General features: G+C 53.8%; 12 protein-coding genes. 7 read left to right on the top strand and 5 right to left on the bottom strand.

All coding sequences use genetic code 11. The annotated features are described in order from the left end of the window. The first annotated feature begins 141 nt into the window (after positions 1–141). The 4 genes from ubiG to yfaE all read left to right on the top strand — a co-directional run bounded on the left by ubiG (position 142) and on the right by yfaE (position 4,971). A complete protein-coding gene (gene ubiG / locus D6029_RS17355) occupies positions 142–861 on the top strand; it encodes a bifunctional 2-polyprenyl-6-hydroxyphenol methylase/3-demethylubiquinol 3-O-methyltransferase UbiG (protein WP_120065988.1) in 720 nt (239 codons plus the stop codon). A 354-nt stretch (positions 862–1,215) separates the two neighbouring features. After that, on the top strand, positions 1,216–3,501 hold the full coding sequence (gene nrdA / locus D6029_RS17350; protein ID WP_120065987.1) for a class 1a ribonucleoside-diphosphate reductase subunit alpha: 2,286 nt from the start codon (positions 1,216–1,218) through the stop codon (positions 3,499–3,501). 81 nt (positions 3,502–3,582) lie between these two features. Then, positions 3,583–4,713 (top strand): class Ia ribonucleoside-diphosphate reductase subunit beta, encoded by a 1,131-nt coding sequence (nrdB, locus tag D6029_RS17345; protein WP_120065986.1) that lies wholly within the window; start codon positions 3,583–3,585, stop codon positions 4,711–4,713. 3 nt (positions 4,714–4,716) lie between these two features. Further along, on the top strand, positions 4,717–4,971 hold the full coding sequence (yfaE, locus tag D6029_RS17340) for a class I ribonucleotide reductase maintenance protein YfaE (protein ID WP_120065985.1): 255 nt from the start codon (positions 4,717–4,719) through the stop codon (positions 4,969–4,971). 63 nt (positions 4,972–5,034) lie between these two features. Here yfaE and glpT read toward each other — a convergent pair whose 3' ends face one another. Next, entirely contained in the window at positions 5,035–6,393 is a 1,359-nt protein-coding gene (gene glpT / locus D6029_RS17335; protein WP_120065984.1) for a glycerol-3-phosphate transporter, read from the bottom strand. A gap of 239 nt (positions 6,394–6,632) precedes the next feature. On the opposite strand from glpT, the gene glpA reads away from it, so the two are divergent. From glpA to glpC, 3 genes are read left to right on the top strand one after another with little or no spacing between them, the layout of a single operon-like run. Then, the gene (glpA, locus tag D6029_RS17330) at positions 6,633–8,252 is read left to right on the top strand and encodes an anaerobic glycerol-3-phosphate dehydrogenase subunit A (RefSeq protein WP_418230275.1); all 1,620 of its coding nucleotides are present in this window, start codon (positions 6,633–6,635) and stop codon (positions 8,250–8,252) included. Further along, a complete protein-coding gene (gene glpB / locus D6029_RS17325; RefSeq protein ID WP_120065982.1) occupies positions 8,249–9,508 on the top strand; it encodes a glycerol-3-phosphate dehydrogenase subunit GlpB in 1,260 nt (419 codons plus the stop codon). The genes glpA and glpB overlap by 4 nt, the downstream gene beginning before the upstream one ends. Further along, a complete protein-coding gene (glpC, locus tag D6029_RS17320) occupies positions 9,505–10,704 on the top strand; it encodes an anaerobic glycerol-3-phosphate dehydrogenase subunit GlpC (protein WP_167456024.1) in 1,200 nt (399 codons plus the stop codon). The genes glpB and glpC overlap by 4 nt, the downstream gene beginning before the upstream one ends. Positions 10,705–10,706: 2 nt before the next feature. On the opposite strand, the gene D6029_RS17315 is transcribed toward glpC, so the two are convergent. From D6029_RS17315 to tctD, 4 genes are all read right to left on the bottom strand, one after another. After that, on the bottom strand, positions 10,707–11,903 hold the full coding sequence (locus D6029_RS17315) for a nicotinamide mononucleotide deamidase-related protein YfaY (RefSeq protein ID WP_120065981.1): 1,197 nt from the start codon (positions 11,901–11,903) through the stop codon (positions 10,707–10,709). A gap of 140 nt (positions 11,904–12,043) precedes the next feature. Continuing rightward, the gene (locus D6029_RS17310) at positions 12,044–12,586 is read right to left on the bottom strand and encodes a YfaZ family outer membrane protein (RefSeq protein WP_120065980.1); all 543 of its coding nucleotides are present in this window, start codon (positions 12,584–12,586) and stop codon (positions 12,044–12,046) included. Positions 12,587–12,750: 164 nt separating this feature from the next. Continuing rightward, complete coding sequence (locus tag D6029_RS17305) at positions 12,751–14,157, bottom strand: sensor histidine kinase (protein ID WP_120065979.1); 1,407 nt, start codon at positions 14,155–14,157, stop codon at positions 12,751–12,753. Further along, positions 14,144–14,818, bottom strand: a complete 675-nt coding sequence (gene tctD, locus D6029_RS17300) for a transcriptional regulator TctD (protein WP_120065978.1) — start codon at positions 14,816–14,818, stop codon at positions 14,144–14,146. Before tctD ends, D6029_RS17305 begins: the two co-directional genes overlap by 14 nt. Positions 14,819–14,890 lie beyond the last annotated feature (72 nt).

Raw genomic sequence — 14,890 nt, 5'->3', positions numbered from 1 at the left:
TGTGTCCCGGATTCAAAGGTCGCAAATTATAACACAAACCCCCAGGTGTGGGGAAACCAGAACACGATTGCGTAGAGGCTTTATTCGTGGGATTTGACTGATATACTCCCGCCACGAAACGAACAAGGAGTGAGTAGCCCCATGAATGCCGAAAACCAGCCGGTAATCCAGAACGTTGACCATGATGAAATCGCCAAATTCGAAGCCGTTGCCTCGCGCTGGTGGGATTTAGAAGGCGAATTTAAACCGTTACACCGCATCAATCCGCTGCGTTTGGGCTATATCAGCCAGCGCGCCGACGGTTTGTTCGGTAAAACGGTGCTTGATGTCGGCTGCGGCGGCGGGATTCTGGCTGAAAGCATGGCGCGTGAAGGTGCAAACGTGACCGGGCTGGATATGGGCTTCGAGCCGCTGCAAGTGGCTAAACTCCACGCGCTGGAAAGCGGCATTCACGTCGATTACGTTCAGGAAACCGTTGAACAACACGCTGATAAATTTGCCGGGAAGTATGACGTGGTGACCTGCATGGAAATGCTCGAACACGTTCCCGACCCGAAATCAGTGGTGGCGGCCTGCGCAAAACTGGTGAAACCTGGCGGCCACGTCTTCTTCTCCACCCTGAACCGTAACGGCAAATCCTGGCTGATGGCGGTGGTAGGCGCGGAATACATTCTGCGCATGGTGCCAAAAGGCACGCACGACATTAAGAAATTCATCAAACCTGCGGAATTGCTCTCCTGGGTGGATGAAACGCAACTGCGCGAACGTCACATGACCGGCTTACATTTCAATCCGCTGACCAATACGTTCAAACTCGCGCCAGGCGTTGACGTGAACTACATGCTGCATACCCAGGGTTAACCCTGCTCGTCATAAGTTAATAAGATGAAAATTGCGCAACATCAAGTTGCGCAATTATCCATTAAGTTTAAGAAATCAGCACTCGATCAAAAATATCATTTTTTTTGCATCCCATTGACAATTGTCACAGGCCTTACGTGACGTGGACTTAGCGAAATTCTGCTTGTCACAACCTCAAATCGTTGCCGAAATCAATACTTGTTCTCAGCCGATTAGTTACTAGAATACTCACCATATAGTGATCAAGTAATCCATAACCCCCTACATATAGTATTTATCCACAAGGTTAGCCACAAGTTGCTAACTGTGGATAACACGGGGTATTTTTCATTTCACGGACAGGTACACACTCACATGAATCAGAGTCTGCTGGTTACAAAACGTGACGGTCGCACTGAGCGCATCGATCTGGATAAAATCCACCGAGTTCTGGATTGGGCCGCCGAAGGCTTAAATAACGTATCCGTTTCACAGGTTGAACTGCGCTCGCACATTCAGTTTTATGACGGCATCAAAACTTCTGACATTCATGAAACCATCATCAAGGCGGCGGCAGATTTAATCTCCCGTGAAGCGCCTGATTACCAGTACCTGGCTGCGCGCCTGGCCGTTTTCCATCTGCGTAAAAAAGCTTACGGTGAGTTCGAGCCGCCTAAACTCTACAACCATATTGTGAACATGGTTGAGATGGGCAAATACGATAGACATCTGCTGGAAGACTACACGGAAGAAGAGTTCAAGCAGATGGACGATTACCTCGACCACGACCGCGACATGAGCTTCTCTTATGCGGCGGTGAAGCAGCTTGAAGGTAAATACCTGGTTCAAAACCGTGTCACCGGCGAAATCTACGAGAGCGCTCAGTTCCTCTATATTCTGGTTGCCGCGTGCCTGTTCTCCGGCTACCCGCGTGAAACGCGTCTGAGCTACGTGAAGCGTTTCTACGATGCGGTTTCTACGTTCAAAATTTCTCTGCCGACGCCGATTATGTCTGGCGTGCGCACCCCGACTCGCCAGTTCAGCTCTTGCGTGCTGATCGAGTGCGGCGACAGCCTGGATTCAATCAACGCCACTTCCAGCGCGATTGTGAAATACGTTTCCCAACGTGCGGGCATCGGCATCAACGCCGGTCGCATTCGTGCGCTGGGCAGCCCAATTCGCGGCGGTGAAGCGTTCCATACCGGTTGTATCCCGTTCTACAAACACTTCCAGACCGCAGTGAAATCCTGCTCTCAGGGCGGCGTGCGTGGCGGTGCTGCGACACTGTTCTACCCAATGTGGCACCTGGAAGTGGAAAGCCTGCTGGTGCTGAAAAACAACCGTGGTGTTGAAGGCAACCGCGTGCGCCATATGGATTACGGCGTGCAAATCAACAAACTGATGTACACCCGTTTGTTGAAAGGCGAAGACATCACCCTGTTCAGCCCGTCTGACGTTCCTGGCCTGTACGACGCATTCTTTGCCGATCAGGACAAATTCGAGCAGCTGTACACCAAATACGAAAAAGACGACAGCATTCGTAAACAGCGCGTGAAAGCGGCTGAACTGTTCTCTTTAATGATGCAGGAACGTGCTTCAACTGGCCGTATCTACATTCAGAACGTTGACCACTGCAACACCCACAGCCCGTTTGATCCGGCTATCGCGCCGGTTCGCCAGTCAAACCTGTGCCTGGAAATCGCGCTGCCGACCAAACCAATGAATGACATCAACGACGAAGACGGTGAAATCGCGCTGTGTACGTTGTCTGCCTTCAACCTGGGCGCAATCGAAAGCCTGGATGAGCTGGAAGAACTGTCGATTCTGGCGGTACGTGCGCTGGATGCCCTGCTCGATTACCAGGATTACCCAATCGTTGCCGCGAAACGTGGTGCAATGGGCCGCCGTACGCTGGGCGTGGGCGTGATTAACTTCGCTTATTACCTGGCGAAAAATGGCGTGCGTTATTCCGACGGTAGCGCCAACAACCTGACGCACAAAACCTTCGAAGCGATTCAATATTATCTGTTGAAAGCCTCGAACGAACTGGCTAAAGAGCAAGGCCCTTGCCTGTGGTTCAACGAAACCACGTATGCACAAGGCATCCTGCCAATCGACACTTATAAGAAAGACCTGGATGTGATCAGCAACGAGCCGCTGCATCTGGACTGGGAAACGCTGCGTGAGTCAATCAAGACTCACGGCCTGCGTAACTCAACACTTTCTGCGTTAATGCCGTCTGAAACCTCATCGCAGATTTCTAACGCGACGAACGGTATCGAGCCACCACGCGGCCATATCAGCATTAAAGCGTCGAAAGACGGGATCCTGCGTCAAGTGGTGCCAGATTACGAAAAACTGAAAGACAACTACGAGCTGCTGTGGGATCTGCCGAATAACGACGGTTATCTGCAATTAGTCGGTTTGATGCAGAAATTTATCGACCAGTCGATCTCTGCAAACACCAACTACGACCCGACGCGCTTCCCGTCTGGCAAAGTGCCGATGCAGCAATTGCTCAAAGATTTGCTCACCGCCTATAAATTCGGTGTCAAAACGCTTTACTATCAGAACACCCGCGACGGCGCGGAAGATGCGCAAGACGACCTGGCGCCTTCAATCCAGGACGATGGCTGCGAAAGCGGCGCATGTAAGATCTGATAATCCTCCCTTTTCTCGTCCCCTCTCCCTCCGGGAGAGGGTTGGGATGAGGGTGAAGCAAGAACAACAGGACCCCATTTCATGGCATACACCACTTTTTCACAGACGAAAAACGATCAACTTGCGGAGCCGATGTTCTTCGGCCAGCCGGTGAACGTGGCACGCTACGACCAGCAAAAATATGACATCTTCGAAAAGCTGATCGAAAAGCAACTCTCCTTCTTCTGGCGTCCGGAAGAAGTGGACGTTTCCCGCGACCGCATCGATTACCAGGCGCTGCCCGATCACGAAAAACACATCTTCATCAGCAACCTGAAATATCAGACGCTGCTGGACTCCATTCAAGGCCGTAGCCCGAACGTGGCGCTGTTGCCGCTGATTTCCATTCCTGAACTGGAAACCTGGGTTGAAACGTGGGCGTTCTCCGAAACCATCCACTCGCGTTCTTACACCCACATCATCCGTAATATCGTCAACGATCCGGCGATCGTGTTTGACGATATCGTCACTAACCAGGAAATCTTAAAGCGCGCGAAAGATATCTCTGGTTACTACGACACGCTGATTGAAATGACCAGCTACTGGCATCTACTGGGCGAAGGCACGCACAACGTAAACGGCAAAACCGTGACCGTGAATCTGCGCGCCCTGAAACGCCAACTGTATCTGTGCCTGATGAGCGTGAACGCGCTGGAAGCGATTCGCTTTTACGTTAGCTTCGCTTGCTCGTTCGCTTTCGCCGAGCGTGAACTGATGGAAGGCAACGCCAAAATCATCAAGCTGATTGCCCGTGACGAAGCGCTGCATTTAACCGGCACTCAGCACATGCTGAACCTGATGCGTTCTGGTGAAGACGACCCGGAAATGGCAGAAATCGCGCTGGAATGCCGCCAGGAATGTTACGACCTGTTCGTGTTGGCTGCCGAACAAGAAAAAGAGTGGGCAAGCTACTTGTTCCGCGATGGTTCGATGATTGGTCTGAATAAAGACATTCTGTGCCAGTATGTTGATTACATTACCAACATCCGTATGCAGGCTGTCGGCCTCGATTTGCCATTCAAAACTCGCTCTAACCCAATTCCATGGATCAATGCCTGGTTGGTTTCAGACAACGTGCAGGTTGCACCGCAGGAAGTGGAAGTGAGTTCTTATCTGGTAGGTCAGATTGACTCCAATATTGACGCCGATGACCTGAGCAATTTCCAGCTCTAAGCCATGAGCCGCATTACGTTACGCATCACTGGGGCACAGCTTTTGTGCCACGAAGAACACCCTTCCCTGCTGGCGACACTGGAATCCCACCAGGTCGCCGTCGAGTATCAATGCCGCGCCGGTTATTGCGGCTCGTGCCGTACTCGCTTAGTGGCAGGCGAAGTGAAGTGGTTGACGGAACCGCTGGCGTTTATCCAGCCCGGTGAAATTCTTCCCTGCTGCTGCCAGGCGCAGGGCGATATAGAAATCGAGATGTAACGCTTACCCAGCCTACAACCGCGGTCGTAGGTCGGATAAGCACAGCGTCATTCCTTTGACGCTTTAACCTTTATCTTCCCGCGCTTTCATTTCCTGATGATGTTTGTTCTCACCCACCATCACCACCAGCAACAAAACCACGGCCATAATACTGCCGCCGATCATCACCATAAAGCCGCCATCCCAGCCGAAGAAATCAACCGTGTAACCCACAATGGCGCTGGCGGCGACCGAACCACCGAGGTAGCCGAACAGGCCGGTAAAGCCCGCTGCCGTTCCCGCTGCTTTTTTCGGTGCCAGTTCCAGCGCGTGCAGGCCAATCAGCATCACCGGGCCGTAGATCAGGAAGCCAATCACAATCATACAGGCCATATCCACGCCCGGATTTCCCGGCGGGTTGAGCCAGTAAACGACTGTCGCGATGGTCACCAGAATCATAAAGAACACGCCGGTTGCGCCACGGTTGCCGCGGAACACTTTGTCCGACATCCAGCCACACAGCAGCGTTCCCGGTATCCCGGCATACTCATAAAGGAAGTAAGCCCAGGACGATTTATCCAGCGCGAAGTGCTTCACTTCTTTCAAATACGTTGGCGACCAGTCGAGAATGCCGTAACGCAGTAAATAGACGAAAACGTTGGCAATGGCGATGTACCACAGCAGGCGGTTGGGGAAAACGTACTGCATGAAGATTTGCTTCGCCGTCAGCTCTTCTTCTGTTTTTTCATTGTAGTCGTCAGGGTAATCGTTTTTGTACTCTTCAATGGGCGGCAGACCGCAGGATTGCGGGGTATCGCGCATTAAACCAAAGGCAATCAGCGCCACCAGAATCGCCGCAAAGGCCGGCATATAAAGTGCCGCATGCCAGTCGTTAAACCACGCCATCCCGAGCAAGAACAGCAACGGCGGCAGGCCACCGCCGACGTTATGCGCGCAGTTCCAGACGGAGACAATTCCGCCACGCTCTTTCTTCGACCACCAGTGCACCATGGTACGCCCACACGGTGGCCAGCCCATCCCCTGGAACCAGCCGCATAAAAACAGCAGCACAAACATCACCGCGATGCTCGATGTCGCCCAGGGAACAAACCCCATAAACAGCATCACCGCTGCCGCCAGAATCAAACCGGCGGGTAAGAAAACGCGTGGATTCGAGCGGTCAGAAACCGACCCCATAATGAATTTTGAGAAGCCGTAAGCGATGGAAATCCCGGAAAGCGCGAATCCTAAATCCCCACGCGAGAAACCTTGTTCGATGAGATACGGCATCGCCAGGGTGAAGTTTTTACGCACCAGATAATAGGCCGCGTAACCGAAGAAAATCCCCATGAAGATTTGCCAGCGCAGGCGTTTATAAGTGGGATCGACGTGCTCGCTCTTCAGCCGTGGCTGGTGTGCGGCAGGTTTGAAAATGCTCAGCATAAATGCCTCCGTGGCAATTGTTTATCAGGCAATGTTCATTTGCGAGCGCATGTTAAGGATTATCCCGGTGAGTTGATGTGAAACACCCCACAACATATTACATTTTTATTACAAATCATCGAAAAGGTGCATGACATCACACTTTGCTTTCGATTTATGCTCGAATTTGCTCGATATCAAACATTGAGAAAGTGATTTGTGGCTGAATGTCACTCAAGAGAATTTTTCAGGAGATGAGCATGGCGACGGGATGCAAAGAGAGAGATGTGATCATTATTGGCGGGGGGGCAACCGGTGCGGGAATTGCCCGCGACTGTGCCCGGCGTGGGTTACAAACGTTATTGCTGGAACGGCACGATATCGCCACCGGGGCGACCGGGCGAAACCACGGCTTACTCCACAGCGGTGCGCGATACGCCATGACGGACAGCGAATCGGCCCGCGAATGTATTGAAGAAAACCGCATTCTGAAACGCATCGCTCGCCATTGTATCGAACGCACCGACGGCTTGTTTATCACCCTTCCCGAAGACGATTTATCCCTACAGAATATCTTTATCGCCTCTTGCCAGGACGCAGGGATTGACGCTCAACGCATCGACCCTAAAGAAGCCTTGCGTCTGGAACCTGCGGCAAACCCTGAATTGATTGGCGCGGTGCGTGTACCTGATGGCACCGTGGATCCTTTCCGCCTGACCGCCGCCAATATGCTCGATGCCCGGGAACACGGCGCTGAAATCCTCACCGGCCAGGAAGTTACCGGCCTGATTCGCCATGGCGACCGGGTTTGCGGCGTGCGCGTTTACAACCATCAAACCGGGCAACAGCAGGATCTATACGCCAGCGTGGTGGTGAATGCCGCCGGGATCTGGGGCCAGCGCATCGCGGAATATGCTGATTTGCGCGTGCGTATGTTGCCCGCCAAGGGATCGCTGCTGATCCTCGGCCATCGCATCAATAACATGGTGATCAACCGCTGCCGCAAACCGGCCGACGCCGATATTCTGGTGCCCGGCGATACCATTTCCCTGATTGGCACTACCTCAACGCCTATCGAATACGACCAAATCGACAATATGCGTGTCACGCCGCAAGAGGTCGATATCCTGATTCGCGAAGGCTCGAAGCTCGCCCCAAAACTGGCTCAAACCCGCATTCTACGGGCGTATGCGGGCGTGCGTCCGCTGGTCGCCAGCGACAACGATCCTACCGGGCGTAATGCAAGCCGCGGCATTGTGTTGCTCGACCACGCAAAGCGCGACGGCATGGAAGGCTTCATTACCATCACTGGCGGCAAGCTGATGACCTATCGTTTGATGGCGGAATGGGCGACCAACGCGGTATGCGAAAAGCTCGGCAATACCCAGGCTTGCACAACTGCAACCGCGCCGCTCCCGGGTTCAGAAAGCTCGGCGGAAGAAACACTGAGCAAAGTCATTTCTCTGCCGCTGACTATTCGCCGCTCAGCGGTGTGGCGTCATGGCGATCGCGCCGGGCAATTATTGGCAGGCGACCGACTGAGCAACAGTCTCGTTTGCGAGTGCGAAGCCGTCACCGCTGGCGAAGTGCGTTATGCGGTGAATAATCTTGCCGTCAGCAACCTTGGTGATTTACGCCGCCGCACCCGCGTGGGAATGGGTACTTGCCAGGGAGAATTGTGCGCCTGCCGCGCCGCCGGCTTATTACAACGTTTTGGCGCCTCGACACCCGCTCAATCCCTCGAGCAGCTTTCCACTTTTCTCAATGAACGCTGGAAAGGAATCCGCCCGATTGCCTGGGATGATGCGCTGCGGGAAAGTGAGTTCACCGCCTGGGTTTACCAGGGTTTGTGCGGGCTAAAAAAAGGAACAGCACAATGAAATTCGACACCCTGATTATCGGCGGCGGTTTAGCGGGACTGGTATGCGGGATTCGCCTCGCAGAAGCGGGGCTGCAGTGCGCCATCGTCAGCCGTGGGCAAAGCGCGCTGCATTTTTCGTCGGGTTCCCTGGATTTGCTGGCGGAATTGCCCGATGGCAGCCCGGTGAACTCACCGTTAAACGCGCTGGAAGCGCTTAAACAGCAAGCGCCAGAGCACCCTTACAGCCTGATGGGCGCGGCAAACGTCGCCCGTTATGCCGCTGAAAGCGAAGCGCTGCTTGCCCGTTGTAACATCACGCTCAAGGGCTGTTATCAGCAAAACCATCAGCGTATTACGCCGCTGGGAACACAGCGCGCGACGTGGCTTAGCCCGGAGGAAGTGCCGATTGCGCCTCTCCTATGGCGGCACATTACGGTGGTTGGCATCGCCGGTTTTCTTGATTTCCAGGCTGAGTTGGTCGCCGGTTCGCTGGCAGCAGACAATATCGCAGTGAAAACGGCTGAGCTGACGCTCCCCGCTTTAGACACGCTGCGCAACAACCCGAGTGAGTTCCGCGCCGCCAATATCGCCCGCGTGCTGGAGTTGCCGGAGCAGCAAAAACTGCTTATCGAAGAACTCAAAACGCTGGCACACAACACCGACGCCCTTTTCCTTCCGGCTTGTCTGGGAAGCGAAAACTCGCTGGCGTGGCAGCATATCAGCAGCCAATTACCCTGCCCGTTGCACCTGTTGCCCACGCTGCCGCCTTCGGTTCTCGGGATGCGCATGTCCCACCAATTGCGCCGCCGTTTCCAGCAGCTGGGCGGAATCGTCATGCCGGGCGATGCGGTCGTGGAGACAAAAGTAGAGCACCAAAATGTCAGCGCAGTTTTCACCCGCAATCACGGCGACGTCCCGTTGCGGGCAAACCATGTGGTTCTCGCCAGCGGCAGTTTTTTCAGTAATGGCCTGCAAGCGAAATTTAACGGCATTCGGGAGGCTATTTTTGGCCTTGATGTTCATGCGCCTGCGCAGCGTGAAGGCTGGAGTAAAGAGGACTTTTTCAGCCCGCAGCCCTACTTGCAGGCGGGCGTTGCGGTCGATGAACATTTTCATCCCACGCGCGGCGGGGAGCATATCGAAAACCTGTTTGCCATTGGTTCAGTGCTCGCCGGATTCGACCCGATTCAACAAGGTTGCGGCGCAGGCGTTTCGATGTTGGGCGCACTGCATGTCGCCCGGCAAATTCTCGAGATTCAGGGGAGAAACCAATGAATCTGCTTGATGAAAAAAGCTTTGAAAACTGCATTAAATGCACGGTTTGCACCACCGTTTGCCCGGTCAGCCGGGTGAATTCGGATTATCCAGGCCCGAAACAATCCGGGCCAGATGGCGAACGCCTGCGCCTGAAAGATACGGCACTTTATGATGACGCGCTGAAATATTGCACCAACTGCAAGCGCTGCGAAGTGGCCTGCCCGTCGGATGTCAAAATTGGCGATATTATCCAGCGTGCGAAAGCCCGCTACGGCAAATCCCCCTTCAATTTAAGAGACGCCATTCTCAGCCATACCGATTTGATGGGTACGCTCTCAACACCATTTGCACCGTTGGTGAACACCGCCACGTCACTCAAACCGGTGCGCAATTTGCTGGATAAAACCCTCGGCATCGACGCTCACCGCGCATTACCTAAATATTCTTCCGGCACGTTTCGCGGGTGGTATCGCAAACACGCTGCGGCGCAAAAGGCTTTTGCGGAACAGGTCGCGTTTTTCCATGGCTGTTACGTCAACTACAACCACTCTCAACTCGGGAAAGATTTAGTACGCGTGATGAACGCGATGGGTTTTGGCGTGCAATTGCTGGAGCGGGAAAAGTGCTGTGGCGTGCCGTTGATTGCCAACGGTTTTATCGACAAAGCCAAAAAACAGGCCGCGATTAACGCCGCGTCGTTAGAAAAAGCGGTGCTCGGGCAAGGGCTGCCGGTGATTGCCACTTCCTCCACCTGCACCTTTACCCTGCGCGACGAATATCCGCAGGTACTGGATATCGACACTCGCCCGATGCGCGACCATATCGAACTGGCGACACGTTTTATCTGGAAACAATTGGAAAGTGGGCGAGAGTTAAAACTCAAAGCACAGCCGCTGCGGATTGCTTACCACACGCCCTGTCATATGGAGAAAATGGGCTGGTCGTTATATACGCTCGATTTACTGCGCCGCCTGCCGGGAGTGGAACTGGTAATGCTCGAATCGCAGTGCTGTGGAATTGCCGGAACTTATGGATTTAAAAAGGAAAACTACGCAACGTCGCAAAGTATTGGCGCGCCGTTATTCCAGCAAATAGAAGAGAGTGGGGTCGATTTGGTGGTGACGGATTGCGAAACCTGCAAGTGGCAGATTGAGATGTCTACCAGCAAAAAATGCGAGCACCCGATTACGTTGTTAGCACGGGCGCTCGCTTAAAACTAAATTTCGATGCTCTTCACGACATTTACCCAGCCATGCTCGGTGGCAATATTCTGGTCATTAAGCCAGCGACGCAGCATATTTAATGCCATCATCGCGCAAACTTCCTGGAGGGTGCGCAGGGCGTGGCGAGTAACGCTGAATTTCACTTGCAGGCCGTAAGTGCCTTTTGGCGTATGCAGGGCGAAGTTCAGATGCTCGTCATCGAGACTTCCGACCACCAGCGCCACCGCGCTGCCTGCTTGTAACGCAAAAGCTTTGGCTCGCTCGGTTATCTGCGTCAGCGTTTCAGGGCGAGAAGAAAGCACCTCGCTATTTCCCAACGGCGCTTGCGCACTGGAGAGTTGCAAACACAGCAGCCCGGCGGTGAATTGCTCGCTGACGGCAACATTGAGCGATTGCGCTCGCAGGCGTTCCGCCAGTTGCGCGGGCAAACCGTCGGTCCCTTCAAAAATAGCGCTTTCACCGGCCACACGCTGAACCTCAGGCCAGACGGCTTCCATTGCCGCACGTTGGGTCGCAGGCCCGGTCAATTTCAGTTCGATAATCGGCATGGATGAGCGATAGCCCATAACCGCGCCTTCCGGCAGCGGGATCGGTTCAAGGCTTTGTGCTAACTCACTTTCAGAGCGTCCGAACGTTGTCAGGCGTAAGCAAACGGGGGGTTCTGGCAGCTCAAATCGTTCACGCACGCGCGGCATTATTTGTTGCTCGACCATCACTTTAAATTCGGAAGGCACGCCGGGCGTGAAAAACATCAGGCAGCGGTTGAGTTGCAGCGCAAAACCACACGCGGTGCCGACCGGGTTATCCACCATTTCGCTGGTCGCAGGAATGAGTGCTTGTTTGCGATTACTCGGCGCCATTTCACGCCCACGTTCGGCAAAGAAACGCTCCATATGCGCCAGCCATTCCTGATGCATCACCAACTCCACGCCTGCGGCAGTGGCGGCGGCCAGCGCGCTGAGGTCATCACTGGTTGGCCCAAGCCCGCCATTCACAATCAGAATATCGGCCTGTTCGCTGCGCTCTTTGAGCACCGCGATTAAATCTTCAAGACTGTCGCCCACCGTATTACGGCGCGACATCGGCAAACCCTGGTTAAAGAAGTAGTCAGCAAGCCAGGCTGCGTTGGTATCAATAATTTGACCATGCAGCACTTCGTCGCCGGTAGACAGCATTTCCACTTTTATCATTGTTGTGCTCCGCGGGAAGAAAACGGTTCACTATAGCGCAAATCATTTGAGGGAAAGAAAGGGAATCAGCAAACCTCTTATCCGACTTACAAAACCCGTTTATCTGCAATCTGAGGCCGCATTTCTGCGGCCTGGATAAATCAGAAACCTGCGCTTACGCCAACGTACGGGCCGTCTGCAATCGCGTTATCACGATCGCCATCTTTGCCGTCCAGGCCGATGTAGCGATAACCCGCTTCAACGGTAATTGGGCGCATGATAGTCCAACGCGCACCGGCGCTCGCTTCCTGGTAATTTTTCACGCCGCTGGAAAGCGAATCTGGGGAGTAGTAATAGTCGCCAAACACGGAGACGCTGTCGAAAATTTGCCAGCTTAAACCGCCACCGACTGCCAGCGCGTAACCTTCGTCGCCATCTTTAGGATTCAGATAAACCGCACGGCCACCAACGGTGCCCATAAATGGACCCAATGGCACGTTCAGACCCAGGCCTAAACCTGCGGTGTCGCCGTCGTCATCGTTGTGTGTGTAGTTGCCGTTCATGGTCAGGCCAGCAGAATCCTGACCGAAACCGACGGACAAGTTAGTGTATTTTTCACCCGCCTGACCGCTGATGCTAATCGCGCTTGCTGATGCTGAAACGAGTGCCAGACCGGCAACCGTTGCCACTAATAATTTGTTCATGCTTTCAATCCTAAGCAGTAAAAAGGGATGTCCCTGAAAAGAGGCCGATTTTACAGCCAGTATTGATGTAATCAATGTGTTAGAAATGCTTTTCGCCTTTCGTTTGTAAGAAAATGAAAACAAAAGGCAATGGTATTTGAGGATTAGGATTTTTCCGGGTTCCTTTAAGCGACGATCAGCTTAATTCTCACCAATAAACCGCCTGATTCTGAGCGCAACAATTCAGGCTTTGTGCGGTGATAGCGGGCAATATCATTCACCAGCGCCAGGCCAATTCCCGCCCCGCTTTGCTCGGCGCTATTATCTAAACGGTGGAATGGCATCAGCGCGTGGCGAACCAGCCCGCTTTCAATGCCTGGCCCGCTGTCTTCAATTTCCAGCCAGACAATTTGCGTTGCATCGCTCGTCACGCGAATAGTAACTACGCCATTTTCTGGCGTATATTTGAGCGCATTATCCAGCAGGTTGACGCACATTTCCGCCAGTAAAACCGGCTCGCCCGTAATCCAGGCCTCGTCCACCCCTTCATAACCGAGATCGATATTTTTACTTCTTGCCTGCGCCATGCTTGAAAAACAACACGCCTGGGCGATTTTCACCAAATCCAGCGGCTCCATCGCCTGCCCTTCGGCTTGATCCGCACGGCTCAAACGTGAAAGTTGTAATAAGCGTTCGGTTAAATGAATGGTGTTATCGAGCGTCGATTGCATGGCGACCAGGCTTTCGCGCCATTGCTGCGGGTCGGGGCTACTCAGCGCCACGGCGGCCTGGGTTTTTAGCACGGTTAACGGGGTTCGCAACTGGTGAGAGGCGTCGGCGCTGAAGCGGGATTGCCGGGCAAGCACGCCGCGCAGGCGGTCGATGTAACGGTTAAACGAGACAATTAATAAGCGAGTTTCCGACCAGGGTAGCAAATCAGGCAGCGGCGTTAAATCGCCTGGGTCACGGCGCACCATCTGCACCGAGAGCTGGCGCATCGGCTTGAGCACGCGCCGCAATAATAGCCAGGCGAGCGTTAACGTCAGTAACACCAGGCCGCCCTGAGTCAGCGTTGCTGAGGCTAGCAAACGCACCGCCAGATAGTGCCGCGACTGAACAGTTTCGGCGACGATAATCTGCGCCATGCCGTTTACCCCGCCTTCGTTCACGGGTTGAAGCAGACGTGCCACGCGCAATTCTTGCCCGCGATAGGTGGCGTTATAGAACCACGCCAGCGCCGGGTAAAGCTCTGTACCCGGCGTGTTTGCAGGCATGTCGGGGAGATCGTCATAACCGGAAATCACTTTGCCGTGGGTGTCGGTGACTTTGTAATACAACCGATCATTCATATTGCGCTCGAAGCTGTCGAGCACCACCCACGGCACATCAACGACAAGTTTCCCGTCATTCACGACTAATTGTTCTGCAACCGTTCGGGTCGAGGCCAGCAACGTGCGGTCATAAGCCTGCGTGGCAGCGTTCATGGCGCTCAAATAACTGCTAACCGCAGAAAACCCCCACAAAACAAACAGCGGCAAACCGAGAAACAGCAGTAATTGCCCAAATAACGACTGCGGTTTAATGGCTTGCATCGCTGCACTCCAGCACGTAACCAAGCCCGCGCAGCGTGGTGATTTGCACGTTACTGGCGGCGAGTTTTTTACGCAGCCGGTGAATATACAGTTCGATGCTTTCCGGGCTGGCTTCGTCGCTAAGGCTAAATACTTGTTCAAACAATTGCTGTTTGGGAACCGGGCGCGTGCGGCGATACATCAACACCGTCAAGATCGCGTGTTCGCGCGGGGTTAACGCCAGCGGTTTGTTTTCCAGCAAGAAATATCCATCGTCATGAAATGCCAGTTGGCCCAACTGTTGCTGCTCGTGGATTTGCCCTTCGCTGCGCCGCACCAGCGCTCGCAACCTCGCATCTAACTCTTCGAGATCGAATGGTTTCGGCAAATAATCATCGGCCCCGGTATTCAGCCCTTTCACCCGGTCGCTCACCGTGCTGTGCGCGGTAAGCAGCAAAACGGGCACCGTCTGCCCGCGCTTGCGCAAACGCTGTAAAACCTCAAGACCATCCATTCGCGGCATGCCGATGTCCATCACCGCCACCGCGTAACGTTCGTTTTGTAACAGATGGTCGGCGGCCTGCCCGTCAAACACGCAATCCACCGCAAAGCCCGCCTGAATCAGCGCTTTCTCCAGCCAGTGAGCCAGCTCACGGTTATCTTCTGCCAGTAAGAGACGCATATCACATCCTGTAAAGTTTCAGTCCGCATGAAAGGTAAATGAAAGGTTAATCACTTAACAATCATGCAACGA

This window comes from Buttiauxella izardii, from assembly GCF_003601925.1.
Classification (GTDB): domain Bacteria; phylum Pseudomonadota; class Gammaproteobacteria; order Enterobacterales; family Enterobacteriaceae; genus Buttiauxella; species Buttiauxella izardii.
The sequence above is the reverse complement of the archived record's forward strand: the minus strand, read 5'-3'. Positions and strand labels throughout refer to the sequence as shown.

Bases quoted from the DNA above. Each gene is read 5' to 3' on its own strand.
- D6029_RS17310 (WP_120065980.1), bottom strand. From the start codon at position 12,586: ATGAACAAATTATTAGTGGCAACGGTTGCCGGTCTGGCACTCGTTTCA.
- ubiG (WP_120065988.1), top strand. From the start codon at position 142: ATGAATGCCGAAAACCAGCCGGTAATCCAGAACGTTGACCATGATGAA.
- nrdA (WP_120065987.1), top strand. From the start codon at position 1,216: ATGAATCAGAGTCTGCTGGTTACAAAACGTGACGGTCGCACTGAGCGC.
- glpT (WP_120065984.1), bottom strand. From the start codon at position 6,393: ATGCTGAGCATTTTCAAACCTGCCGCACACCAGCCACGGCTGAAGAGC.
- glpB (WP_120065982.1), top strand. From the start codon at position 8,249: ATGAAATTCGACACCCTGATTATCGGCGGCGGTTTAGCGGGACTGGTA.
- tctD (WP_120065978.1), bottom strand. From the start codon at position 14,818: ATGCGTCTCTTACTGGCAGAAGATAACCGTGAGCTGGCTCACTGGCTG.
- nrdB (WP_120065986.1), top strand. From the start codon at position 3,583: ATGGCATACACCACTTTTTCACAGACGAAAAACGATCAACTTGCGGAG.
- yfaE (WP_120065985.1), top strand. From the start codon at position 4,717: ATGAGCCGCATTACGTTACGCATCACTGGGGCACAGCTTTTGTGCCAC.
- D6029_RS17305 (WP_120065979.1), bottom strand. From the start codon at position 14,157: ATGCAAGCCATTAAACCGCAGTCGTTATTTGGGCAATTACTGCTGTTT.
- glpC (WP_167456024.1), top strand. From the start codon at position 9,505: ATGAATCTGCTTGATGAAAAAAGCTTTGAAAACTGCATTAAATGCACG.
- glpA (WP_418230275.1), top strand. From the start codon at position 6,633: ATGGCGACGGGATGCAAAGAGAGAGATGTGATCATTATTGGCGGGGGG.
- D6029_RS17315 (WP_120065981.1), bottom strand. From the start codon at position 11,903: ATGATAAAAGTGGAAATGCTGTCTACCGGCGACGAAGTGCTGCATGGT.